The following is a 24240-nucleotide window of genomic DNA, read 5'->3' as shown; positions in this document are numbered from 1 at the left end:
TTGCTTTGAACTGAATTGTACTTTTGGTCTGTCAAATAAAGCTGGTTAATCTCTTGTTCTAGTTGATGGGGATGCTTATTAGTATCAGCCATATCATTCGCCGGTAAATAATTTAGCGTAGCGTTAATTGTAACCGAGGAGTCTAGTTGATCAGGTTGAATTGGGAGCAGAGTTTGTTGCTGATTTAAATTAGCAATGGAGTTATTGTTGAAGTTACTGCTGCTATCCTCGGCCAGAGCTGTGCTAGTTAATCCGCACAAAGCTGTTGTCAATATCAATTTTTTATACATATCTTCTCCTTGTAATTTTTTTATATGAAATAGTATCCTTCTACCAAGATAAAATCAGACTACTAGTGAACCAAAAACATATAATTTCGTACCGTTTTATTGGCTTTTAGTAAAGAAAGACTTTGAATGGTAACCAATATCTATTTTTGTAATTTAAATATTCTATTACCTTTAGAAATTTTTTATTTTCTTTCGTTTTAATTTTGGGTACAAAGTATCATTGCAAATATCTTTTTGCAATAATTTAACCAACAAACCTTAAAGCCTTCCTTAAGACAAATCACACATAAATATCTTATTGATTTTGAAGATTCACTTTATGATCTAATGCTAGGCTCATCTAATATCAGCCCTGAATTCACATTGAAACGTTATATTTAACAAATATCGATCTTCAACTTTCAATTGAACGATAAAAAAATATTATCGTATAAAAGATTGTAATATTTTTTAACTTACTATTTTATATAGTGCTTTAAGAGAAACTGTTATGTGAATTTGTATGAGTTATACGGAGAATATTGAGATTTATCTAGCTAATTTCAGATACACCTTTAATAGATTTTATGGCATTAATATGATGAGATATTGGTTATGTTTAAAATATTTTACTTATAATAGTGGTACTTGTAGGGGGGATTTTGTAAACTCTTCAACTGTATTATGACCTATCGAGTTCAGTGGTTCATGGCTTTCCTCTGGAGGTCAGAAACTTTCTCACTCAGGTAATCCTAGATTCACATTTCACCTTAATTAAGGTGAAAAAATTGCCATAGACTTAACTTCTGAGCTTAATATCTGCCCTTACCTTCTAGACAGCTATGGCTCAGTTATACTAAGTAATGATGAAAGGCTTGGATATAAATTTCACATCTATAGACTAATCTACCTTCGGGTCAATATACTTTTATTTCTAGAAGCCAGACGGTAACTATTTTTTACGGGTTAATATCAATGTTATAAATGACATATCACTAATAAGCCAACCTAAACATGAACAAATAGACTCATTAATACTGTTCAAAAATGGTCGTTATTTATATAATAAGCAATCCCAGAAATTAGAATCAATTTCAACATATCAACTAATAGTACTCCTATAAAGAGAGCTCTTTTACCTATAGCATAATTGATACTTTAACCAGTCGTTTTACGAATATATAGTGTTTTTTATTTGACCTAACATATTTTAAGTTAAACAATAAAAAAGTAGCGAACAAAATGAACACTACTTCTTATTTTGCTTTACCGTTTTAATTCAGTGGTAAAGTTTAAAATCAGATTTTAAAGCGCGGCTTCAAGCTCTGGTAAGATATCAAATAAGTCAGCAACTAAACCATAATCAGCCACCTGAAATATAGGTGCATCTGGGTCTTTATTAATCGCGACGATTACTTTTGAATCTTTCATACCCGCTAAATGCTGGATCGCACCACTAATACCTACTGCGATATATAAGTTAGGCGCAACAATTTTACCTGTTTGACCTACTTGCATATCGTTTGGTACAAAACCAGCGTCTACTGCAGCACGTGAAGCACCAATAGCTGCGCCTAACTTATCGGCTATGCCTTCAAATAATTTGAAGTTTTCACCATTTTGCATACCACGACCACCAGATACAATAACAGGTGCAGCCGTTAATTCAGGACGCTCTGACTCAGCTTGTTCTTTAGAAACAAAAACACTGCCCGTTGCTGCATTGCTTGTATCATTATTAACAATATTAGCGGCTGTTTGTGTATCTTGTAAATCAAATGCACTTGCACGCACTGTGATAAGTTTTTTATCTTCTAAAGACTTAACTGTTGCGATTGCGTTACCCGCATAGATTGGTCGTTTAAAAGTATCGGCATCTACAACAGCAATAATTTCTGATATTTGATTTTTATCTAATAGTGCAGCAACACGAGGCATAAAGTTTTTACCTGTTGTTGTTGCTGACGCTAAAATGTGGCTATAGTCAGCACTGAGTGAAACCACTAAATCAGCCATATTTTCTGCTTGTTGATGTTCAAACGATGCAGTGTCAACTAATACAACTTGATTCACACCTGCAATACTTGCAGCTGCCGCAGCTGTTTCACTTACATTAAAACCCGCCACTAATACGTCTATATCTTGGCCTAATTTCACTGCTGCATTGATAGTTTTTGATGTTTCAGGTTTTAAAACACCGTATTCATGGTCTGCTATGATCAATGTTTTCATTTAAATCACCTTTGCTTCATTTTTTAATTTTTCTATCAACTGGGCAACATCATCAACAATAATTCCAGCTTCGCGGGTTGCAGGCTCTTCAACTTTAACAAGCTCTATTCGAGGCGTTAAATCAACATCTAAAGAGTCAGCAGGTATCACAGCTAAAGGCTTACGCTTTGCTTTCATTATGTTTGGTAAAGAAGCATAACGGGGTTCATTTAAACGTAAATCAGTTGTTACGATAGCAGGTAAGTTTAGTGCGACTGTTTGTAATCCACCGTCGACTTCACGTGTTACATTAACTGTACCATCAGCTAACTCAACTTTAGAAGCAAAAGTTCCCTGTGGGCGATTAGAAAGCGCCGCTAACATTTGACCTGTTTGATTATTATCTGAGTCAATTGCTTGTTTACCTAAAATGACTAATTCAGCAGGTTCCTGCTCTAATACTTTATTGAGTAATTTTGCGATTTGAAGAGATTCAAGTTTGGCATCTGTTTCAACATGAATAGCACGATCGGCACCCAGTGCTAGTGCTGTTCTTAATTGTTCTTGCACTGCTTTAGTACCTATTGATACAACAATGACTTCTTCTGCTTTACCCGCTTCTTTTATGCGAATGGCTTCTTCAACAGCAATTTCACAAAACGGATTTAATGCCATTTTTACGTTTGCTAAATCAACATCTGTTTGATCAGCTTTCACTCTGGCTTTTACATTATAATCAATTACTCTTTTGATCGGCACGAGGATTTTCATAGTCGCTCCATTATTGTTGACTAGAAAGTCAATATTAGATTTTTATTTGTGATTAAGGCTACTTCCTGTTGACGTAAACGTCAACCTAAAATACCCTTAACGACATATTAACGTATCATTTAGTGATATATATTTATATCATCATGTGAAAATACGTAACATTCATCAAAATTAGGGGTAATTATGGTTGAACGTGAAACCATGGAATTTGACGTTGTCATTGTAGGTGCAGGACCTGCAGGACTCAGTGCAGCCATAAAGTTAGCACAACAAGCACAAGAAAAACAAAAAGAATTAATGATTTGTGTGGTTGAAAAAGGCTCTGAAGTTGGCGCGCATATTTTATCCGGTGCGGTTTTTGAAACTCGCGCTTTAGATGAATTAATACCTGATTGGGCACAAAAAGGTGCTCCAATTAAAACAGCCGTTAAACAAGATGATATTTACTGGCTAAACAATGAATCAAAAAGCATCAAGGTACCCAATATTGCAGTACCAAAAACCTTTCATAATCATGGTAACTATATTGTTTCTATGGGCAATGTATGTCGTTGGTTAGCTGAGCAAGCTGAACAATTAGGTATTGAAATATTTCCAGGTTTTAGCGCCCACTCCCTTATTATTGAAGATGATGCTGTAAAAGGCATTATTACTGGCGATATGGGCCTTGATGAAAATGGGGAGCAAAAAGAGGGTTATATGCCGGGTATGGAGCTTCGTGCTAAATACACAGTATTTGCCGAAGGGTGTCGTGGTCATCTAGGAAAAGAACTTATCAGTCGCTTTAACTTAGATGCAGATAAATCACCACAACATTATGGTTTAGGTTTTAAGGAAATTTGGCAAGTACCTCCTGAAAATCATGTTGAAGGAACGGTTGTCCATAGTACGGGTTGGCCACTTACTGGTGATACAAATGGCGGCTCATTTATGTATCACAGTGAAGACAATCAGATTGTGGTTGGTTTAATTGTCGATTTGAATTATTCAAATCCACATTTAAGTCCATATGATGAATTTCAACAAATGAAACATCACCCTGTATTTAAAGATGTATTAAAAGGCGGTAAACGCATTGCTTATGGTGCCCGTGCTATCGCAAAAGGCGGTTTAAATTCATTACCTAAAATGCACTTCCCAGGTGGTATTTTGACTGGATGTGATGCAGGCACATTAAATTTTGCTAAAATCAAAGGTAATCATACGGCAATGAAATCTGGTATGTTGGCTGCTGAAGCGATTTTTGAAGCGATAGAAAAAGAAGCACAATATACAGATCTCACTTCTTACCAGGAAAAATTTGAAGCATCTTGGTTATATGAAGAGTTATACAGTTCTCGTAACTTTGGCCCTGCTCTACACAAACTGGGTAAGTTATTAGGTGGCGCTTATAATACTTTAGATCAAAACTTTTTTGGGGGTAAATTGCCCATTCAGTTTAAAGATAATACACCTGATCACGCAACACTTTTACCTGCAAGCAGCGTTGATAAAATTGATTATCCTAAATACGATAATGAAATTAGTTTTGATAAATTGTCATCCGTGTTTTTATCAAATACCAATCATGAAGAATCTCAACCTTGTCATTTAAAATTAAAAAATGCGACTATTCCAGTCACTGTTAATTTAACTGATTTTGACGAACCCGCTCAGCGTTATTGCCCAGCAGGCGTTTATGAGATTGATAATACAGAAGATGCTCCAAAATTTGTGATCAACTCACAAAACTGTGTGCATTGTAAAACCTGTGATATAAAAGATCCAAGCCAAAACATCACTTGGGTGACACCTGAAGGTGCTGGCGGACCAAACTATCCAAATATGTAATTAAAGATTGATTAGCAAGGTCGAAACCTTGCTAATCAATACCTTTTAAATCAAGCTAAAGTCATTTTAAAATGTGGATTCAAATGAGTCTTTGTGAAAGTTTAAAGCTTTATTTAACTCTCTTTTAAGGCATATTTAATTGCAGCTTCTGCCAATAACCTGTTTGAATCGAGTGTTGGAAGCGCTGAATTAGCATCATTTATGATCAAAGGGATTTCCGTACAACCTAAAATCACCGCATCACATCCTTTTTCTTTTAAGTTTATAATTACTTTTTTAAAATATGCAATAGTGTGTGGTTTAAAAATACCATTTACTAATTCTTGCATTATTAACCTGCCGATTTCATCGATTTCTTGCTTTTCTGGTCGCACCCAAGTCAAGTTATTTTTATCTATTTGTTCTGGATATACATTGCTTTGAACCAACCACTGAGTTCCTAATATTCCAAGTTTTTTAAACCCCCTTGCTTTTGCATTCTCAACTAGGACAGATGCAATATTAAGCCAAGGTAAGGGTGAACGTTTTGCCACATAATCAAAAGCCTGATGAATTGTATTATCAGGACAAATTAAAAAATCAGCACCTTGTAAACTTAATTTTTTTGCTGAAGATAGCATTAAATCTCCTACCCCTGCTAAATCTTTACTATCCAAACATTTAACATAATCAGCAAGAGAGTGTGTATGCATAGATACTTCAGGATGGGCGTGTTCTCCCATTAACTTTGCACTTTGAGTACATATTGTTTTATAACATAAAGCCGCGCCTTCTGATGAGCAACCAACAATGCCAATATGCTTTGCTGTTCTTGTCATTCTATCTTCCAATTATTAAAATTATTTTAAAGATATTACTTATATTTGGGCATGACTTTATTTTTTAAACGATTGAATTCAAGTATGAGATTTAAGGTGGAAATGAATAAGAATGTGCTAGTTAGGTAAAAGATAGAGAAAGCCGTTATTGTGTTATAAGTATCAGTTGATTTGAACTTAAAAATCAACTGATACTTCAATATTGATATACTTAGTAAGTACCATACTTCCAAGTTTTAATGCTTTACATTCTTTTTACAATGTTCTGCCATGCGTAAATTATAATCTTTTGCGTAAGTCATTCCTTTTTTCCACCATTGTCTATATTCAGGGCTAGAGATCACATCTCCCATTCCTTTTAGAAAACGATAATTGCATACTTGCATTAATGATTTTATTTCACTGGCGTTAATACCAGGAATTTGCGTTCCTCGAGCACTTATTGCAAGTAAACGATAGTCATTTTTTGCTGCCGCTGTTTGTACATCTATTTTGCTATCTGCATGAAGCAACCAGTTAAAAGGGACTAACTCCCCAGTCAAAGGCTCTGGCTTTTTATCTGCTTCAATGGCATCACAACCAAAAAGAAGCACAATAAAAATTAATATATGCACTTTCATATTTGTTTACTCTTAATCAAACGACGAATAATGGCATATGGTAATAAAACACATAAATATAACACAGGCATACTACCTCCACCACCTGATGATTTAGCTGTGACGACCATACTCACTTGACCTTGAGCAGTACCTCCTTGCCCATCTGAAATAATATAGGTCAGGCTTTCACTACCATCAAAACCTGCTAATGGAGAGTAAACTAGATTTGCTCCTGATATTGTCACAGTACCTGAACCTGTATAGTTTATGCTCTCAATTACTAAAGCATCACCTTCTACATCAGTATCATTACTTAAAATTGATAATGAATTATTTTGGCTATCTTCTTCAACTGTAAAACTATCAGCAGCTGCAACAGGATTATCATTGATAGCATTCACTGTGACAATCATTTGATGATTAATACTTGATGTTTCACCATCCGTAACAGTTAAATTAACCAACAATTCCCCATTAAAGTTTTCATCCGGAGTAACAGTCAGAGCATTAACTGTATAGTTATTTCCGGCTAGAACTTGTAATGTAAGTTGATTACTTTGTGTATCTATATCAGTTACCGTTAGCATATCAATTGATAAGTTTAAGCTTTGATCTTCATCTGCCACTTGTGGCACTGAAGCCATGATAACAGGTGTATCATTCACATTACTCACTGTTATATTCAATTCAAAAACATTACTATCTAGCTCACCATCATTAACCATTACAGGCACTGTTATTAACCCACTGAATTCACTGTTAGGCGTAATACTCGTCCCGTTAACACTATAGTTTTCTCCAGCAGAAATACTTAAAGTGTGTTCACTCACTGCATTATCAACATCTACAATTGTGAGCATATCTGTTGTTAAAACTAAACTAGTATCTTCCGCTATTGATAATGTTTGTGAACTTGTGATTATAGGTGCATCATTCACAGCTGTGACGTTGACTGGGATTGCAAATATATTACTATCAAGTTGCCCATCATTTACTTTTACAGATACATTAAGATCACCATTAAAATTTGTATCTGGAGTCATAGTTAAACCATCAAAACTGTAATTTTCTCCCGCCACCAGCAACATGGTTAACTGATTAGGTGTATTGTCAGGATCTGTTATCGATATCATGCTAATTGATAAATCTAAACTTTGATCCTCAGTTGTAGATAAGCTCTGTGAGGAAGTAATAATAGGTGCATCATTAGTGCCGCTAACAGTCACTGTAATATTAAAAATATTACTATCAGCACTACCATCATTTACTTTAACGGGCACTGTTAATACGCCACTAAATTCAGCGATAGGGGTTAACCTTGCACCACTAAAAGTATAATTCCCTCCTGGCATAACAATAATTGTCATTTGATCTGTTGTATTATCAACATCAGAAATTGTCAGCATAGAAAAACTAATCGTTAGACTCTGATCTTCACTAATAGCTTGATCTTGTACAGCCGTAATAACAGGCACATCATTGATTGCAATAACATTCACCAATATATTAAAAGTATTACTATCATTCATACCATCGTTTACTTTAACACCAATACTTAAAGTGCCATTAAAGTCTGCTACGGGTGTTATTTTAGTTCCACTCACCGTATAGTTAGTACCACTCATAACAGTTAAAGTCATCTGGTCTACTGTATTATCAGTATCAGTGATCTGTAACATTGAAATATTTAATGTTACAGCAGTATCTTCATTAATTGAGATGCCATTATCACCTGTTATAACAGGCGCATCATTGATTGCATTCACAGTGACTGATGCATTGAATGTATTGCTATTTTCTTTTCCATCATTAACTCGAACAGGTACGGTTAATGTACCGTTAAAGTTCGCATTTGGAATAATCGTTGTACTATTTAAGGTATAATTATCACCTGACAGAACAGTAAGCGTCATTTGGTCAATTGTATTATCTGGATCTGTAATAACTAATTCATTAATCGTTAAAATCAAGTTGGTATCTTCATTAGTCTCTAGCGTATTTGTACCAGTGATCACCGGAGCATCATTGATTGCATTTACGGTAATATCCAAATTAAAAGCGTTACTATCATTATTGCCATCATTTACTTTTACAGGAACGGTTAAACTACCACTGAAATCTTTATCTGGTGTTATTACCATGCCATTGACTGTATAATTACTTCCAGTTGTCAATGTCATTGTAAAGCCTGTCGGATAAGTTGAATCAGAATCTGTTACCGTTAAGTCACTAAATTTCATCGTTAAACTTGTATCTTCATCAAGACTCAAACTTGATTGCGCAGTGATCACAGGTGCAGCACCACCGGGCCCAATTCCTGAAATTGTAAAATCTCCAGTTGAAACCCCAAAGAAAATATTATTTTGACATACGAGCTGAATTCTTGCCGTTGCGCTATTAAGTCCTGGTACATTTATCGCCTCTGAACCATCATTAGGGGTATTACTTTTAACCGTTTGATTAAAATTCAATCCACTGTCTGTAGATAATAAAATATCAACTGTTGAACAACTTACAGGGGCTTGATCTGTATTGTTAACATTCCATGTGACAATAGGATTTGTAGCATTAACCCAATTATCACCTGCTGTAGGTGCAGTGACAGCAAATGGGCCTGAATTACTGCTTACCGTCACTTTCATATTATCCGTACCTATATTCCCTTTACCGTCACGAGCAGATAAACGAAAGTTTAATGTACGGTTTGTTGTTGCGAATGTCTCACCTAAAGTACTTGTTCCCGCTACAACATCACTTAACCTTGGTAAATACCTCGTAGCACTACTAGTAGGTAACCAAGATCTAAACAAAGGCCTTGAACCATCATCTACCATAGTTGCAACACTACTTGATGCTGTCCCTAAATCCATTTGTTCCCAAACATAAGTTAAGGTATCACTATTTACATCAGTGGCTGATCCTGTCAGTTTAAAAGGAGTCGAAGCTGGAATCGTAAAATCATTACCAGCACTAACAACGGGAGGCTCGTTATTTATTAAAGAAGTGGCAGCACAATTACCTGTGCTTGAAATAAATGATTTCATTTGATCTATAGAGTGGGCATGAAAAAATGCATCTGAGTTATTCTGTAAGTTTTGTTCATCACAAATACCCGCGTAGGCCATAATTGTAGAACCACTTCCAGGCTCATAAGCATCATTTGACGAACGTGTACCACAGTTACCCGCAGTTCCATTAAATGAATGCTGACCACCAAATTGATGACCAATTTCATGAGCAACAAAGTCAATCACAAAAGGGTCACCAGTTGGGGCTGAAGAACCTGTCATACCGCCCCATTTTGAACTTGTACACACCACACCTAAAAATGCAACACCCCCACCACCAGTGTTCATTACATGGCCAATATCGTAATTTGCACTGCCTATATTATTTTCAATGACATTTTCGTTTGCGGTTAAATCATCGGTTGTATTATCATAGGGATCTGTTGCCGAATCAGTAAAAACAACAGAACTATTATTTCCAACAAGCACTAATTTAGCCGAAAAGTCGACTTCATACACTTCATTAACACGATTAATTGCTGTGACTATTGCAGCTTGCCCCAACTCTTTAGTACCGCCATGGAAAGTCGTATATTCACCAGCTGCTGCTACAGCGATACGATACGTTTTTAATGTTTCACCAGCTAACAAACTTTTGTTTATTAATTTATAATCTGAAGATGAGTCGTTATATTTTTTTTGTAAAACTTTATCAAAGTGAGGTTTAGTCAGCGGGTTAGCATTTTTTTTGTAATAACTGATATAGGTCTTTTTATTGTCTCTTTGCAGGGGATCAATAAAAACACGCTCCCCTTGATATAAAAACATACCATGAAAACCATGGGGCGTAATATCAAATCGACCTCGATTAGCGGGGTTATCTATTTGATAGCCTTTAAATGTTCGAATTGATGGAAACTCTTGCTCCAACTCAGCTTGGTACACGGGTGCGTAATACAGTTTAAAAACCGCATTGTTACCATCGGGTAAAGGCAACATCAAATTATATTCACGTTCGCTTATATCATATAATACGTGTTCTATATCGTGTATTTCAGCATTAAGAAGTCGATAATCAGACGCAATAACATTTACTTTATCAACTTGTCGAAGTGCCGTTTTATAATGGATATCTTTCCAAATATCATTTACATCTGAGTGTTCTGCTTGCCTTGTATTTGCATGAGCATTTAACGAAAAAATTACCACAGCTAACAAAGTCCAAGTTTTCATATTTTCACCAATTGAAAAAGTTACATGTATAAATTTTATTCATCTAATCAAAATTTACGCGACTTATTTTCTGTAAAATTAAAAATATTCACGGTTAAAGGTTAGTATTTATCTTTGTATTAGCAATGAATTATTTCTCAATAGATCATCGCACTTTTTTAATTTTTATTAATTCAAGTTTGTGAAATTTGTTGACTAGCTACTTATTAATACTCTTGATATTATTCGCTCTATCAATATTTCTAAAAAGAACTTAATGCAAACTTATCAAATCACACCTGTTGGTATTATTCATTCACCTTATAAGCAAAAATTTGCGATCCCCCGTCAACCAAGGTTAATTCCTGAAGCTAAAGCACAACTTGAATTAACAGGAGAATTTAATCGGGAAGAGTTTGTACGAGGCTTAGCAGATTTTAGTCATATATGGTTAATATTTAGATTTCATGAAACAGCAGAAAAAGGCTGGTCTCCTCTCGTGCGTCCACCACGTTTAGGAGGTAATGAGAAGAAAGGCGTTTTTGCAACTCGAGCCACTTTTAGACCGAATGCAATTGGTATGAGTGCGGTAAAATTAGAAGAAATTTGTTATAAAAATGGTAAATTATGGCTTGAGCTTTCAGGTATAGATTTATTAGATGGCACACCCATTATTGATATTAAGCCCTACTTACCTTATTCAGATAGCTTACCAAATGCCACAGCAGGGTTTGCAGATACGCGTCCAGAGACTGAATTAGAAGTCTGTTTTAGTGAACAGGCGGTTGAGTTTTGTTTAAAACAACAACAAAACCATCCAGACTTATATCAATTTATTACCAAAGTATTAAAGCAAGATCCACGACCTGCATATAAAAAGAGCAAAGGAGGCATACAAAACTATGGTATGTGCCTTTATGATTTTAATATAAAGTGGAAAATTGAAAATAATCTTAATACTGTACTAGAAATTAGTCACCAATAGATAAGTTAAGCTTTTTTGATGCCTTAAGCACTGCTACACTAGAGCACTTAACGAAATAAAAAATTTAATACCCCAATATATAACGGAAAAAACATGCGTACCAGTCAATATATACTCGCGACACTAAAAGAAACGCCTGCTGATGCTGAAATCATCAGTCACCAATTAATGCTCAGAGCTGGCATGATCCGCCGCCTAGCATCGGGTTTATATACTTGGTTACCCACAGGTCTACGTGTTTTACGTAAAGTTGAAAACATCGTTCGTGAAGAAATGAACAAAGCTGGTGCAATTGAAATGTTAATGCCAGTCATTCAGCCTGCTGATTTATGGCTTGAATCTGGGCGCTTTGAAGAGTTTGGTCCAGAGTTATTACGTATTAAAGACCGTCATAATCGAGAATTTGCGCTGGGTCCAACCCACGAAGAAGTGATCACAGACTTTGTACGTAAAGAAATTAAAAGCTACAAACAATTACCACTGACTTTATATCAAGTACAAACTAAAGTACGTGATGAAGTACGTCCTCGCTTTGGTGTAATGCGCGCCCGCGAATTTACAATGAAAGATGCTTACTCATTTCATTTAAGTGATGAGTGCTTAGATTCAACTTATCAAAAGATGCATACAGCTTACTGTAATATCTTCAAACGTATGGATTTAGAGTTCCGTCCAGTTATTGCTGATACAGGTTCTATTGGTGGCAGTGTTTCTCATGAGTTTCATGTATTAGCCGAATCTGGTGAAGATGCCATTGCGTTCAGTTCACAAAGTAATTACGCGGCAAATGTTGAAAAGGCTGAAGCTATCACAACGGATACACGTCCAGAAGCGTCAAAAGAATTAAATACTTTTGATACCCCTGAAGCTAAAACAATTGCAGAACTAAAAGCCAAGCATGGTGTTAAACCGCATAGAAGCGTTAAAACATTAATTGCTTATGGTGCAACAGATGAAGAAGGTAACCGTGGTTTAGTTGCATTAGTTGTTCGTGGCGATCATGACCTTAATGAATTAAAAGCCCAGAAGCTTGAGTTAGTTGATAGCCCATTAGAGCTTGCTAAAGACGAAGACATTATCAACACAATTGGTGCCGCTGCTGGCTCTTTAGGTCCTGTAGGTCTTGAAATACCCGTAATTGTTGATAGTAGTGCAGCAGTTATGGCTGATTTTGTAGCTGGAGCAAATAAAAACCAAGTGCATTACAGTGGTATTAACTGGGATAGAGATGTAGCTGATTACACTGTTGCTGATATTCGAAATGTTGTTGAAGGCGATCCTAGCCCATGTGGTGAAGGCGTGGTTAATATTAAACGTGGTGTTGAAGTTGGTCATATCTTCCAGTTAGGCACTAAGTATTCTGAAGCTATGAATGCAGGTGTATTAAACGAACAAGGTAAAAACCAGCCTATGGCTATGGGTTGTTACGGTGTTGGTGTATCGCGTATTGTTGCTGCGGCCATTGAGCAAAATAATGATAAGTACGGTATTATTTGGCCTGAAGCCATTGCGCCTTTCCAATTAGCGATTGTACCTATGAATATGCATAAGTCACATCGTATTCCTGATATCGCAAATGATATATACGATAAGCTTACACAAGCAGGTATTGAAGTACTATTTGATGATAGAAAAGAACGCCCAGGTGTGATGTTCAATGACATGGAATTAATGGGTGTACCGTATACACTTGTGATAGGTGAACGTAACCTTGATGAGAACAAAGTTGAATTGAAAAACCGTCGTACCGGTGAAAAAACCATGCTAGATTTAGATACTGTTATTGAGTATTTTACTGCAATGTTTAAAAATTAATTGAGTTAATTAAAAGTCCCAAACTCATAAATGAGTTTGGGACTTTTAATTAAATGACACTTCACGAATTTAGCTAAAGTTAAAACCTTATCACCAAGACCTCACTCTGCCTGTATCTATATGTATGAAACCAGATTTAGGATAAAACCCTACACCCCCAACCTTAAGGCTTCTCGCCGCATTTCGTAAATCTTTTAAATCAACTCCAGGTATTGCAATATCCATCGCCATTCCCTTCATATGATAACTTTTTTTGGCTACTCCATTTGTATTTGCTGATAGCATTGCATTAGTCTTAGGTGATCTAAATCCAGATATAATATGAATTTCTGACGTATTTTCTAATTTTTCTTGTAATTGAAATAATAGTTCAAATAATTTTTTATCCATAGGTGCTGCGATATTTTGCCTATGATCACGTAAAATCTGGTCAAAATGATTTAAAGTATCTAATTGATAATTTCCAGCGATCCAGAAGTCAGCTTTATGTCTCTCATTGGTATGACGGTTATATAAACTCAATGCACGACTGCCTTTATGTACCTGGCTAGCAAAAGCATTTTGAGGAAGCGCACCAGCAGCCATTACACTACACATACCTTTTAAAATTTTTCTGCGCATTGAACAATCTAATGTCATTTAAATACCAAATAAATATTAATCAAAAAAATAATCGTGCAGAATATCCCATAATAAATACCTGAGTCAATAACAGAAAAAACCATTAATTGCCCTATAAGCCTTTATTTCCAATGCTTATAAATTGCAATTGTTTGATTTCTACGAAGATCTAATTGAGGTTTTTTATTTTTTAAAATAACATTTTCTTTATCATAAATATCATTACGATATTGCACATGATTATTGCTATCCACCCAAGCAGTCCAATAAACTAGGTATATTGGCAAAGGTTCTTTAACTTTAAACCATATATTCTCCTCATTATGTTCAATTACTTGGTGCCAACTTGTTTGATTAACTAATCTTTGTTCTTTAAACCATTGCGCTAATTCATCTGCCTTTTCAACTCTAATGCAACCAGACGAAAAATCTCTTCTATGTTTATCGAATAATGTTTTATCAGGCGTATCATGTATATAAACACTATGTTTATTATTGAAGTGAAATTTAACATATCCTAACGCATTACTAGGACCAGGCTTTTGTCTTAATTTGTAAGGAAAGTTTCCCATTGCAAGTTTTGACCAATTAAATTCTTTTAAAATAACTGGATTATCATCAAAATCAAATACTTCATAATTTTCTTCATCTAAATAATTAGCATTTTCTCTTATTTTGGGTAATAAATCCCTACGTACTATTTTCCTAGGTACATTCCAACTTGGATTTAAAACAACGCTTTTTATTTGTGAACTAATAATAGGTGTTGGTCTTTTTGTTTTTCCAACAATCACACGTGAATTAAGAATTCCTTTTCCTTGCTCCACTAAACTTAATTGAAACTGAGGAATATTAATAAGCAAATAATCTTGCCCCACTTCATCAAAAAAAGTTTGTTGTCTATGTAAATTTCTTAAAAGCAAGTCTGCTCTTTGAGCCGGGGATGTATTTAACCAAGCTAAACTTCTTGGTCCAATAATACCATCAGGGTTTAAGCCATGATGTTTTTGAAAAAGGCTCAGTGCTGATGCTAACGCTTTTGAAAATTCATTTTTTTGAATTCTTTTCGGTTTAAAGTAACCTAATAAATATAGCCTATGCTTTATTTCACCAAGCATTTTATGTTTATCGCCTTGCTTTAGAAAACCATCAAATTGTATTTTTTGCCATATTTTATTTTTTGCTAAGCGTTTTAAAAAAAAGATTCGTTGATGTACTGCATTCACATTAACTTTGTTGATCACATTGAGTGAATTATTTATATAATTGGACGTTTTATTAAGTCCTTTTAAACGATTAGGTATACTGTGATTATAGAGGTCACGCTTTTCAATTGATGAATATACCTGTGACGCAATGGTTTGATTATTTAAAATAAAACATAAAGATAAACATAAAATGCAATTTCGATTCATAGCCAACTCCAGCATAAAACCTGAATATTAAGTATGGCAACTAAGTTATTTAAATCAATTCTTCATTATTAATTTGATAGACTTTTTAACCAATCAAATTTATGCTTTCAAAAATTTTTATATTTGAAATAAATGAAAAATAAGCAAAATACAGAACCCTATACGCATTTAAAAACAGTTTTTGAAAAAAAAATTGATTGCCATTTTAATGATTGGTCTGCATTTTCTGAAAAATTCCATCTAAAAACATTTACTACAAATGAACATTGGATTAAAGCCGGTGAATTTTGTGATGATATGTGTTTTATTTTAAAAGGAATATTACGTGTATATTATATTGACCGTTCAGGCAATGAAATTAATCAACATTTTTATCAGGCAAATGAAGTGCTATCACCCATTAGTGCTTTGATCAGTGATGAACCTTGTCAATATTATATACAAGCCCTTGAGCCTTGCGAATTAATGCTGGCGAATTATCACGACTTAAACAACATCAGTATTGTTCAGCCTCAGTGGCTACAGCTTGAAGTTAAGTTACTTCAAACTGTATTCATAAAAAATGCCAAACGTGAAGCACAGTTGTTATTAGGCAATGCAGAGCAAAGATATAAATGGTTTTTAAAAGAGTTTCCTGAGTTAAACGAAAAACTACCTCAATATCATATTGCATCTTTTTTAGGGATCACACCTGTATCGCTTTCCCGACTAAGAAAAAAAATTCAAGTTTAAATTGCTGCAGCTAGACGAACCCCTTGATCTATCGCACGTTTAGCATCAAGTTCAGCAGCTTCATGAGCACCTCCAATTAAGTGATAAGGCTTATTTAAACCTTCTGTCAGTATTTTTAATGGCTCCTGTCCCGCACACATTATTATATTATCAACTTCCAGTATCTCTATTTTTCCATCACGTATTATGTGCAAACCTAAGTCATCAATTTTTGTATATTCACAACCTGAGAGCATTTTCACGCCTTTTTGACTTAAACCTGCTCTATGGATCCAGCCTGTTGTTTTACCCAAATTTGCGCCAACCTTTGTACTTTTTCGCTGTAATAAGTAAACCTCTCGTGGCGATGATTTGATATTTAATTTCATGCCTTCGATGCCCCCCCTAGCCTGCAAAGTCATATCAACTCCCCATTGCGCCATAAAGCTTGGGATACTTTGACTTGGTGACTCTCCCTGATGACATAAATATTCACTTACATCAAATCCGATCCCACCAGCCCCAATAACAGCTACTTTTTTACCCACTTCCTTTTTATACTTTAAAACATCTAAATAGTTTAAAACCTTAGGGTGGTTAATGCCTTCTATATTTATTTTTCTGGGTACTATGCCAGTTGCAATAACAATCTCATCATAATTTTCATTATTTAAATCTGTTACGCTTACTTTTTTATTTAATTTCAATTCAACATCATGAGTTTTAATTTCAGTATTAAAATAACGAATAGTTTCATAGAATTCTTCTTTCCCTGGTACTTGCTTAGCTATATTAAATTGTCCGCCGATTTCACTGGCTTCATCAATTAATGTCACTTTATGACCACGACTTGCAGCCGTTGTCGCAAACGCCAAACCTGCGGGGCCTGCGCCAATTACAGCAAGGTGTTTTTGTGACTGTGTTTTTTTAATTTGAATTTCAGACTCATGACATGCTCTGGGATTAACTAAACAGCTCGTCATTTTTCCACTGAAAACATGATCTAAACAAGCCTGGTTACACCCAATACAAGTATTAATTTCTTCACTTTTTCCAGATTCTGCCTTTTGTACAAACAATGGATCTGCTAAAAAAGGCCTAGCCATTGAAATTAAGTCTGCATCTTCTCGCTCAAGCACTTGTTCAGCAACATCGGGCATATTTATTCTATTAGAAGTAATGAGCGGTATTGATAATTCTTTTTTAAATTTAGCTGTCACCCAAGTAAAAGCAGCTCGGGGAACTTTTGTTGCTATAGTAGGTATTCGCGCCTCATGCCAGCCAATTCCCGTATTAATAATTGTTGCCCCAGCATGTTCAATCGCTTTTCCTAATTTAACAACTTCTTCAAAAGTACTGCCACCTTCAACAAGGTCTAACATCGACAGTCTATAAATAATGATAAATTCTTTTCCGACAGCTTCTCGTGTTCTTTTTACCACTTCAACAGCCAGTTTCATTCTATTATCATAATTTCCCCCCCACTCATCTTCACGCTGATTTGTTCTTTTTACTAAAAATTGATTTATGAAATAACCTTCAGAGCCCATGATTTCAACACCATCATAACCACCAACTTGTGCATATTTAGCCATTTTTACAATATCAGAGATTTGTTTTTCGATGCCATTACTATCCAATGCTTTCGGCCTAAATGGGTTAATAGGTGCCTGTATTGCAGAAGGTGCTACGGATGTTTTATTAAAAGCATATCTGCCGGTATGAAGAATTTGCATACAAATTTTTGCATCTTCTTTATGAACTGCATCGGTTATCACTTGATGTTTTTGTGCATCTTCATTTGAGCGAATCAAATTAGTTTGAGGGTGTGTCGCCCCTTCATCATTTGGACCAAAACCTCCGGTCACAATAAGTGCAACCCCTCCTTTGGCTCTTTCTGAGAAAAAAGCAGCCATACGTTCAATACCATTTTTGTGTTCTTCAAGCCCTGTATGCATTGAGCCCATGATGATACGATTTTTTAATTGCGTAAAACCTAAATCTAATGGTGTAAATAATTTTGGATAATTCAAATTTAATGATGTCATGATACGCTCCATATCTATATTAGTTATTAGCAGAGGTAATTCAAAAGTACTTTTCCTTAAGTATCATTTTAATTTTCATTCATGTCGTTATCATTTGTTAATTCAATTTTATCTAACCCATTTTATTTTTAATAAAATGATTTTTTGCCTTAAAAAAGCACAGTTTTACAAAGATATACTACCTTTAATTTATAACCTCGAATATTTTATTCATTACTGTGTAGGATTTGCCATGGCTAGAATTATGATACTTGATGATGATCTAAGTATATTGGATTCACTAAAAAGATTATTAATAAGAAAGAAACATCTACAAGTTGAATATTTTTCAGAGCCTGTAAAAGCATTAGAAAGAGCCGAAAGTGGTTTATTTGAATTATTTATTTCAGATTATAATATGCCATTAATGGATGGCATTACGTTTCTTTCTAAAACAAAAGAAATACACCCGAGATCTCAACGTATTATTTTATCTGGATGTGCAGATCTCAATACTGTCGTTAGCGCTGTGAATGATGCCGAAATTTACAGGTTTATAAATAAACCTTGGCACAACCTTGAGTTTATATCCGCAATTGAACAAGCCTTAGAGTACCATAGAGTTGTAACTGAAAATCATTTTCTCTCTCAATTAGCCAAGGAGCATGGCTTATTACCCTAATTAACAAAATATTGATAACAAGGTTGCAAAAAGAATTAGTACACAATAATTCACAAGTTCGGAATTTTAGCAAAAAGTAATTTTCAAACATTTTACAAAAATGTTTACAACCCGCTTGTTTTTCTTAGAATCAACCTCATCTTAAAAAACAATACACAAATTTATACTTTAAAGTATTTGGAATTAATTCATGACATCAGCAAAACATAGTAAATTACTTATTTTAGGTTCAGGTCCAGCAGGTTACACAGCAGCGGTTTATGCTGCAAGAGCAAATTTAAACCCAGTATTAATTACGGGTATGCAGCAAGGTGGTCAGCTTACAACAACAACTGAAGTTGAAAACTGGCCTGGTGGAAGTGCTGATATGACAGGCCCAGGTTTAATGGAGCAAATGAAAGAACATGCTGAACGCTTTGAAACTGAAATTATTTTTGACCATATCAATACTGTTGATGTTAAAAACCGACCATTCACACTAACAGGTGATTCTGGTACTTATACATGTGATGCATTAATTATTGCAACAGGTGCATCGGCTAAATACTTAGGTATGGAGTCTGAAGAAGCATTTAAAGGAAAAGGGGTTTCTGCATGTGCAACTTGTGATGGTTTCTTTTATCGCAACCAAGAAGTTGCTGTTGTTGGCGGCGGTAATACAGCCGTTGAAGAAGCACTTTATCTCTCTAACATCGCATCAAAAGTACATTTGGTTCACCGTAGAGATACTTTCAGAAGTGAAAAAATCCTCATTGACCGTTTAATGGATAAAGTTGAAAGCGGTAATATTATTTTACACACAGATAATACTTTAGATGAAGTCCTTGGCGATGAAATGGGTGTTACAGGTGTTCGTCTTAAATCGACTAAATCAGATGATACAAAAGAAGTTGCCGTTATGGGAGTATTCATCGCGATAGGCCATAAGCCTAATACTGATATGTTTGTTGGCCAGTTGAACATGAATGACGGCTATTTAGCAGTCAATACAGGTCTTAAAGGTAATGCAACACAAACCAGTGTTGAAGGTGTTTATGCTGCAGGTGATGTATCGGATCATATTTATCGTCAAGCAATCACATCAGCAGGAACCGGTTGTATGGCTGCCCTAGACGCAGAAAAATATTTAGATAACCTTTAATTATTAATCAATAAAAAAACCGAACTCACGTGTTCGGTTTTTTTATATAGAAAATAAAGATGTCAAAACAAGTATATCAACTAGGACCCGTAGAATATGGTTTCCCAAGCCCTGAATTAGCGTTGGATGAACCTGATGGCTTACTCGCATTTGGTGGTGATTTATCAAATCAAAGGCTAAAGCTTGCATATCAGTCAGGTATTTTTCCATGGTTTAGTGAGGATGAACCTATCATGTGGTGGTCACCTTCAATACGTGCTGTAATTAATCTATCAAATTTTCACATCAGTAAAAGCCTTAAAAAGTATCAAAAGAAAAATAATTTTATTGTCAAAATCAATACACAATTTGAATCTGTCATTGACAGTTGTCAGCAACAACGTGTAAATCAAGAAGGTACTTGGATCACACCAAGTATGAAGCAAGCTTATATGTCTCTTCACCAAACTGGTTTAGCACACAGCGTAGAGGTTTATCATAATAATAAAATTGTTGGTGGACTATATGGCATAATGCAAAGTGGTGTTTTTTGTGGTGAATCTATGTTTCATACTATGACAAATGCTTCAAAGCTTGCCTGTTGGGCTTTAGTTAACTGGTTGCAACGACATAATGCACACTTTATTGATTGTCAGCTAACGAACCCCTATTTAACTTCTTTAGGTGCATCTGAATTAACCAGACAAGAATTTTTGACTAAACTTAAATTAGCACAAAAATATAAAATGCCAGAAAACATGTGGCAATCTCAAGAATTAGATAATATTTATGAATAGACACCTACCAACAAAGCTAGGTCTTAGCCAAAGTTTTCCCTGTAATTATTTACCCAACAAACAGGAACAACTTTTAGTAATATTAGAGCCCAATTGTTATAATGATACGGGTTATGAAGCATTGCTGAATTTAGGCTTTAGACGCAGTGGAGATCAAATATATCGGCCTCATTGTGCTCCTTGTTTTAAATGTAGAGCTATTAGGGTATTGGTGAATGACTTTATACCAAGTCGTTCTCAAAAAAGAAAAATAAAAAAAGCACAAAAGCATTTTACGGTTAAATCCAGCGTAGTACCAAAAGATGAATATTATTCATTATATGAAAAATATATCAACGAACGACATAATGACAGTAGTATGTTTCCAGCAAATGAAGAACAATATAAAAGCTTTTTATTATGTTCTTGGTTACCTATTACTTATATAGAGCTTTATGATGACGACAAATTAATTGCAATTGCAGTCACTGATTTACTCAACAATTCATTATCTGCCATTTATACATTTTTTGATCCCGAATATGAAAATTTCAGTATTGGAACAGTTATGGTGCTGGAACAAATAAAATTAGCCAACTCTCTCAATAAGAAATTTGTATATTTAGGCTATCAAATTGATGATTGTAAAAAGATGAATTACAAAAATCAGTTTAAAAATCATCAAATTTTGGAGTTTGAGCGTTGGATCAGCATTTAATTAACAAATATCTCTTCAGTTGCTTTACTTATCGTCTTCTTTTGGGCAGAATCTGCACCTAAATATTCTAGAGGTGATACGCTTAAGATGGCGAAAGAAGACGTAATTGAAATGCAAGGTACAATCCTTGACACTTTACCAAATACTATGTTCAAGGTTGAGCTTGAAAACGGTCATGTTGTTATAGCTCATATTTCTGGCAAAATGCGTAAGAACTACATTCGTATACTGACAGGTGACAAAGTAACGGTTGAATTAACACCGTATGATTTGTCTAAAGGACGTATCGTTTTCCGTGCCCGCTAAACACCAGCAGAGTCAAAGATAAATTTTTGATAAAAAAAAAGCTCAGTTAAAACTGAGCTTTTTTGTATCTTTTACTTTTATGCTGGGGTTAATTCAGATTCATATTCAAAATAAAGTTTTTTGTTTTTCACTCTAATTTTCACAACTCCACCATCAGTTAATGAACCAAATAAAATTTCATTTGCTAAAGGTTTTTTCAGTTTTTCCTGAATTAATCTCGCCATAGGACGTGCGCCCATGGTTTTATCATAACCTTCTTTTGCTAACCATTGACGTGCTTGTTCGGTTAATTCTAAGCAAACGGACTTTTTATCCAATTGTGCCTGAAGTTCAACAACAAATTTATCAACAACATGCAAAATCACTTCTTCATTTAAATGATTAAACCAAATAATGTTATCTAAACGATTTCTAAACTCAGGAGAAAAAGTTTTATTTATCTCACTCATAGCATCAAAGCTATGGTCTTGCTGTTTAAAACCCATTGTTGAACGTGTTGTTTCATGAACACCCGCATTAGTAGTCATTACAACAACAACATTTCTAAAATCGGCTTTACGACCATTATTATCGGTTAATGTACCGTGATCCATTACTTGCAATAAAATGTTATAAATATCTGAATGTGCTTTTTCTATTTCATCCAATAAAATAACACAGTGGGGTTGCTTTATAACGGCTTCAGTTAATAAACCACCTTGATCAAACCCTACATAACCAGGGGGGGCACCAATTAAGCGGCTGATTGCATGTCGCTCCATATATTCAGACATATCAAAACGTACCAATTCTATGCCTAAACACTTTGCAAGTTGTTTCGTTACCTCTGTTTTACCGACACCAGTTGGGCCTGCAAATAAAAAGGAACCTATTGGTTTATCTTCACTTGATAAACCTGAACGAGATAAACGAATTGCCGCAGTCAGTGCTTCAATTGATTCGTCCTGGCCAAATACCAATAGCTTTAAGTTTCTGTCTAGGTTTTTTAATGTGTCTTTATCAGAGGATGAAACACTTTGCTGTGGAATACGTGCTATTTTTGCAATTATTTGTTCAATATCTGCAACACCAATCGTTTTTTTACGCTTTGACGTTGGCAGCAAGCGTTGACTTGCACCTGCTTCATCAATAACGTCAATCGCTTTATCCGGTAGGTGACGCTCATTTATATATTTAGCACTTAGCTCAGCAGCAGCTCTCAGTGCTCTTTGAGTATAACGAATCCCATGATGCTGCTCATATCTGTCTTTCAAGCCATTTAAAATTTTAGTTGTATCAGAAACGCTAGGTTCTAAAACATCCACTTTTTGAAAACGCCTAACTAAAGCACGATCTTTTTCAAAAATATTTTTAAACTCACCATAAGTTGTTGATCCCATACAACGTAGTTTACCACTAGATAATAATGGTTTTATTAAGTTTGATGCATCCATCACACCACCTGATGCAGCTCCAGCTCCTATAATAGTATGGATTTCATCTATAAATAAAATTGCATCGGGTTCTTGCTGTAGTTGTTTTAACAAAGACTTGAAACGTTTTTCGAAATCACCTCTGTATTTTGTACCAGCTAATAAAGAGCCCATATCAAGAGAAAATACCACTGCATTCTTAATTACTTCAGGTACATCATCATTAACAATACGATATGCTAGCCCTTCTGCAATTGCAGTTTTACCAACGCCAGCTTCCCCAACTAACAAAGGATTATTCTTTTTACGCCGACACAAAACTTGAACCACACGTTCAACTTCTAAATCACGTCCAATTAAAGGGTCAATCGAGCCTAACTCTGCTTGTTGGTTTAAATTAGAAGTGAAGTTTTCAAGCATATTATTTTCATCACTCGGCGCTTCAATTGGTTCGTCTACTATGTCATCATTATGTACTTGATCATCCGATGAATCTAGTTTAGATATACCATGGGAAATGAAATTAACAATATCGAGTCGACTAATATCACTTTTTTTCAAAAGATAAACAGCCTGACTCTCTTGTTCACTAAAAATAGCAACTAATACATTGGCACCTGTTACTTCACTTTTACCTGATGACTGAACGTGAAAAACGGCTCTTTGTAAAACACGTTGAAAACCTAATGTGGGCTGTGTCTCTCTATCTTGGTCAATTTCAGGGATCAGAGGTGTGGTTTCATTAATAAATTCAGAGAGTGAAGTTTTTAGTGCCAAAGTATCGCTACCACATGCACCTAGCGCTTCAGCGGCTGAAGGGTTATCAACTAAAGCCAATAACAAATGTTCGACTGTCATAAATTCATGGCGATGTGTTCTCGCTTCTCTAAAAGCTGAATTTAGTGTCATTTCAAGATCTTTATTAAGCATA

The 24240-nt window shown here is 35.0% G+C and carries 19 protein-coding genes; 9 read left to right on the top strand and 10 right to left on the bottom strand.

Annotated elements, in window-relative coordinates; translation table 11 throughout:
- The 3 genes from BM088_RS21700 to BM088_RS21690 form a co-directional block, all read right to left on the bottom strand.
- Positions 1-290, bottom strand: a 290-nt coding sequence (locus BM088_RS21700; RefSeq protein WP_143085136.1) for a hypothetical protein, incomplete at its 3' end; no start/stop codon positions are given.
- 1284 nt (positions 291-1574) lie between these two features.
- Entirely contained in the window at positions 1575-2501 is a 927-nt protein-coding gene (locus BM088_RS21695; protein WP_091989783.1) for an electron transfer flavoprotein subunit alpha/FixB family protein, read from the bottom strand.
- Positions 2502-3251: an electron transfer flavoprotein subunit beta/FixA family protein gene (locus tag BM088_RS21690; RefSeq protein ID WP_091989781.1), complete on the bottom strand. Its 750-nt coding sequence runs from the start codon at positions 3249-3251 to the stop codon at positions 2502-2504.
- 183 nt (positions 3252-3434) lie between these two features.
- Here BM088_RS21690 and BM088_RS21685 point away from each other — a divergent pair, with 183 nt between their 5' ends.
- A complete protein-coding gene (locus BM088_RS21685) occupies positions 3435-5081 on the top strand; it encodes an electron transfer flavoprotein-ubiquinone oxidoreductase (protein ID WP_091989778.1) in 1647 nt (548 codons plus the stop codon).
- Positions 5082-5194: 113 nt separating this feature from the next.
- On the opposite strand, the gene BM088_RS21680 is transcribed toward BM088_RS21685, so the two are convergent.
- From BM088_RS21680 to BM088_RS21670, 3 genes are all read right to left on the bottom strand, one after another.
- Positions 5195-5899 carry an aspartate/glutamate racemase family protein gene (locus BM088_RS21680; RefSeq protein WP_091989775.1) on the bottom strand — a complete coding sequence of 235 codons (705 nt, stop codon included), beginning with the start codon at positions 5897-5899 and terminating at the stop codon, positions 5195-5197.
- Positions 5900-6135: 236 nt separating this feature from the next.
- Positions 6136-6519 (bottom strand): hypothetical protein, encoded by a 384-nt coding sequence (locus tag BM088_RS21675; RefSeq protein ID WP_091989773.1) that lies wholly within the window; start codon positions 6517-6519, stop codon positions 6136-6138.
- Entirely contained in the window at positions 6516-10742 is a 4227-nt protein-coding gene (locus BM088_RS21670) for a tandem-95 repeat protein (protein ID WP_091989770.1), read from the bottom strand. The genes BM088_RS21675 and BM088_RS21670 overlap by 4 nt, the downstream gene beginning before the upstream one ends.
- 256 nt (positions 10743-10998) lie before the next feature.
- Between BM088_RS21670 and tsaA the strand changes: the two genes are divergently transcribed.
- Positions 10999-11706 (top strand): tRNA (N6-threonylcarbamoyladenosine(37)-N6)-methyltransferase TrmO, encoded by a 708-nt coding sequence (gene tsaA / locus BM088_RS21665; RefSeq protein ID WP_091989767.1) that lies wholly within the window; start codon positions 10999-11001, stop codon positions 11704-11706.
- 93 nt (positions 11707-11799) lie between these two features.
- Positions 11800-13521 carry a proline--tRNA ligase gene (locus BM088_RS21660; RefSeq protein ID WP_091989765.1) on the top strand — a complete coding sequence of 574 codons (1722 nt, stop codon included), beginning with the start codon at positions 11800-11802 and terminating at the stop codon, positions 13519-13521.
- Between the two features lie 90 nt (positions 13522-13611).
- On the opposite strand, the gene mepK is transcribed toward BM088_RS21660, so the two are convergent.
- Both mepK and BM088_RS21650 read right to left on the bottom strand, forming a co-directional pair.
- Positions 13612-14160, bottom strand: coding sequence for a peptidoglycan L,D-endopeptidase MepK (gene mepK / locus BM088_RS21655; RefSeq protein ID WP_091989762.1), 549 nt, complete (start codon positions 14158-14160; stop codon positions 13612-13614).
- A 104-nt stretch (positions 14161-14264) separates the two neighbouring features.
- Complete coding sequence (locus tag BM088_RS21650; RefSeq protein WP_177208130.1) at positions 14265-15557, bottom strand: L,D-transpeptidase family protein; 1293 nt, start codon at positions 15555-15557, stop codon at positions 14265-14267.
- A 132-nt stretch (positions 15558-15689) separates the two neighbouring features.
- Between BM088_RS21650 and BM088_RS21645 the strand changes: the two genes are divergently transcribed.
- A complete protein-coding gene (locus tag BM088_RS21645; RefSeq protein WP_091989758.1) occupies positions 15690-16289 on the top strand; it encodes a Crp/Fnr family transcriptional regulator in 600 nt (199 codons plus the stop codon).
- Here BM088_RS21645 and BM088_RS21640 read toward each other — a convergent pair.
- A complete protein-coding gene (locus BM088_RS21640) occupies positions 16286-18316 on the bottom strand; it encodes an oxidoreductase (RefSeq protein ID WP_281247184.1) in 2031 nt (676 codons plus the stop codon). The two genes, BM088_RS21645 and BM088_RS21640, sit on opposite strands and share 4 nt — an antisense overlap.
- Before the next feature lie 232 nt (positions 18317-18548).
- On the opposite strand from BM088_RS21640, the gene BM088_RS27355 reads away from it, so the two are divergent.
- From BM088_RS27355 to infA, 5 genes are all read left to right on the top strand, one after another.
- A complete protein-coding gene (locus tag BM088_RS27355) occupies positions 18549-18977 on the top strand; it encodes a response regulator (RefSeq protein WP_177208129.1) in 429 nt (142 codons plus the stop codon).
- A gap of 190 nt (positions 18978-19167) precedes the next feature.
- Positions 19168-20118, top strand: a complete 951-nt coding sequence (trxB, locus tag BM088_RS21630; RefSeq protein ID WP_091989751.1) for a thioredoxin-disulfide reductase — start codon at positions 19168-19170, stop codon at positions 20116-20118.
- A gap of 59 nt (positions 20119-20177) precedes the next feature.
- Positions 20178-20894 carry a leucyl/phenylalanyl-tRNA--protein transferase gene (gene aat / locus BM088_RS21625; protein WP_091989748.1) on the top strand — a complete coding sequence of 239 codons (717 nt, stop codon included), beginning with the start codon at positions 20178-20180 and terminating at the stop codon, positions 20892-20894.
- Positions 20887-21591 (top strand): arginyltransferase, encoded by a 705-nt coding sequence (locus BM088_RS21620; RefSeq protein ID WP_091989745.1) that lies wholly within the window; start codon positions 20887-20889, stop codon positions 21589-21591. The genes aat and BM088_RS21620 overlap by 8 nt, the downstream gene beginning before the upstream one ends.
- 87 nt (positions 21592-21678) lie before the next feature.
- Positions 21679-21897, top strand: coding sequence for a translation initiation factor IF-1 (gene infA / locus BM088_RS21615; protein WP_042144174.1), 219 nt, complete (start codon positions 21679-21681; stop codon positions 21895-21897).
- Between the two features lie 77 nt (positions 21898-21974).
- Here infA and clpA read toward each other — a convergent pair whose 3' ends face one another.
- Positions 21975-24239, bottom strand: coding sequence for an ATP-dependent Clp protease ATP-binding subunit ClpA (gene clpA, locus BM088_RS21610; protein WP_091989742.1), 2265 nt, complete (start codon positions 24237-24239; stop codon positions 21975-21977).
- Position 24240 lies beyond the last annotated feature (1 nt).

The organism is Pseudoalteromonas denitrificans DSM 6059 (genome assembly GCF_900112265.1).
Classification (GTDB): Bacteria; Pseudomonadota; Gammaproteobacteria; order Enterobacterales; family Alteromonadaceae; genus Pseudoalteromonas; species Pseudoalteromonas denitrificans.
This window is presented reverse-complemented; position numbering and strand designations above follow the sequence as displayed.

Coding starts and splice junctions, on each gene's coding strand:
- BM088_RS21695 (WP_091989783.1), bottom strand. CDS start 2,501: ATGAAAACATTGATCATAGCAGACCATGAATACGGTGTTTTAAAACCT.
- BM088_RS21690 (WP_091989781.1), bottom strand. CDS start 3,251: ATGAAAATCCTCGTGCCGATCAAAAGAGTAATTGATTATAATGTAAAA.
- BM088_RS21685 (WP_091989778.1), top strand. CDS start 3,435: ATGGTTGAACGTGAAACCATGGAATTTGACGTTGTCATTGTAGGTGCA.
- BM088_RS21680 (WP_091989775.1), bottom strand. CDS start 5,899: ATGACAAGAACAGCAAAGCATATTGGCATTGTTGGTTGCTCATCAGAA.
- BM088_RS21675 (WP_091989773.1), bottom strand. CDS start 6,519: ATGAAAGTGCATATATTAATTTTTATTGTGCTTCTTTTTGGTTGTGAT.
- BM088_RS21670 (WP_091989770.1), bottom strand. CDS start 10,742: ATGAAAACTTGGACTTTGTTAGCTGTGGTAATTTTTTCGTTAAATGCT.
- tsaA (WP_091989767.1), top strand. CDS start 10,999: ATGCAAACTTATCAAATCACACCTGTTGGTATTATTCATTCACCTTAT.
- BM088_RS21660 (WP_091989765.1), top strand. CDS start 11,800: ATGCGTACCAGTCAATATATACTCGCGACACTAAAAGAAACGCCTGCT.
- mepK (WP_091989762.1), bottom strand. CDS start 14,160: ATGACATTAGATTGTTCAATGCGCAGAAAAATTTTAAAAGGTATGTGT.
- BM088_RS21650 (WP_177208130.1), bottom strand. CDS start 15,557: ATGAATCGAAATTGCATTTTATGTTTATCTTTATGTTTTATTTTAAAT.
- BM088_RS21645 (WP_091989758.1), top strand. CDS start 15,690: ATGAAAAATAAGCAAAATACAGAACCCTATACGCATTTAAAAACAGTT.
- BM088_RS21640 (WP_281247184.1), bottom strand. CDS start 18,316: ATGACATCATTAAATTTGAATTATCCAAAATTATTTACACCATTAGAT.
- BM088_RS27355 (WP_177208129.1), top strand. CDS start 18,549: ATGGCTAGAATTATGATACTTGATGATGATCTAAGTATATTGGATTCA.
- trxB (WP_091989751.1), top strand. CDS start 19,168: ATGACATCAGCAAAACATAGTAAATTACTTATTTTAGGTTCAGGTCCA.
- aat (WP_091989748.1), top strand. CDS start 20,178: ATGTCAAAACAAGTATATCAACTAGGACCCGTAGAATATGGTTTCCCA.
- BM088_RS21620 (WP_091989745.1), top strand. CDS start 20,887: ATGAATAGACACCTACCAACAAAGCTAGGTCTTAGCCAAAGTTTTCCC.
- infA (WP_042144174.1), top strand. CDS start 21,679: ATGGCGAAAGAAGACGTAATTGAAATGCAAGGTACAATCCTTGACACT.
- clpA (WP_091989742.1), bottom strand. CDS start 24,239: ATGCTTAATAAAGATCTTGAAATGACACTAAATTCAGCTTTTAGAGAA.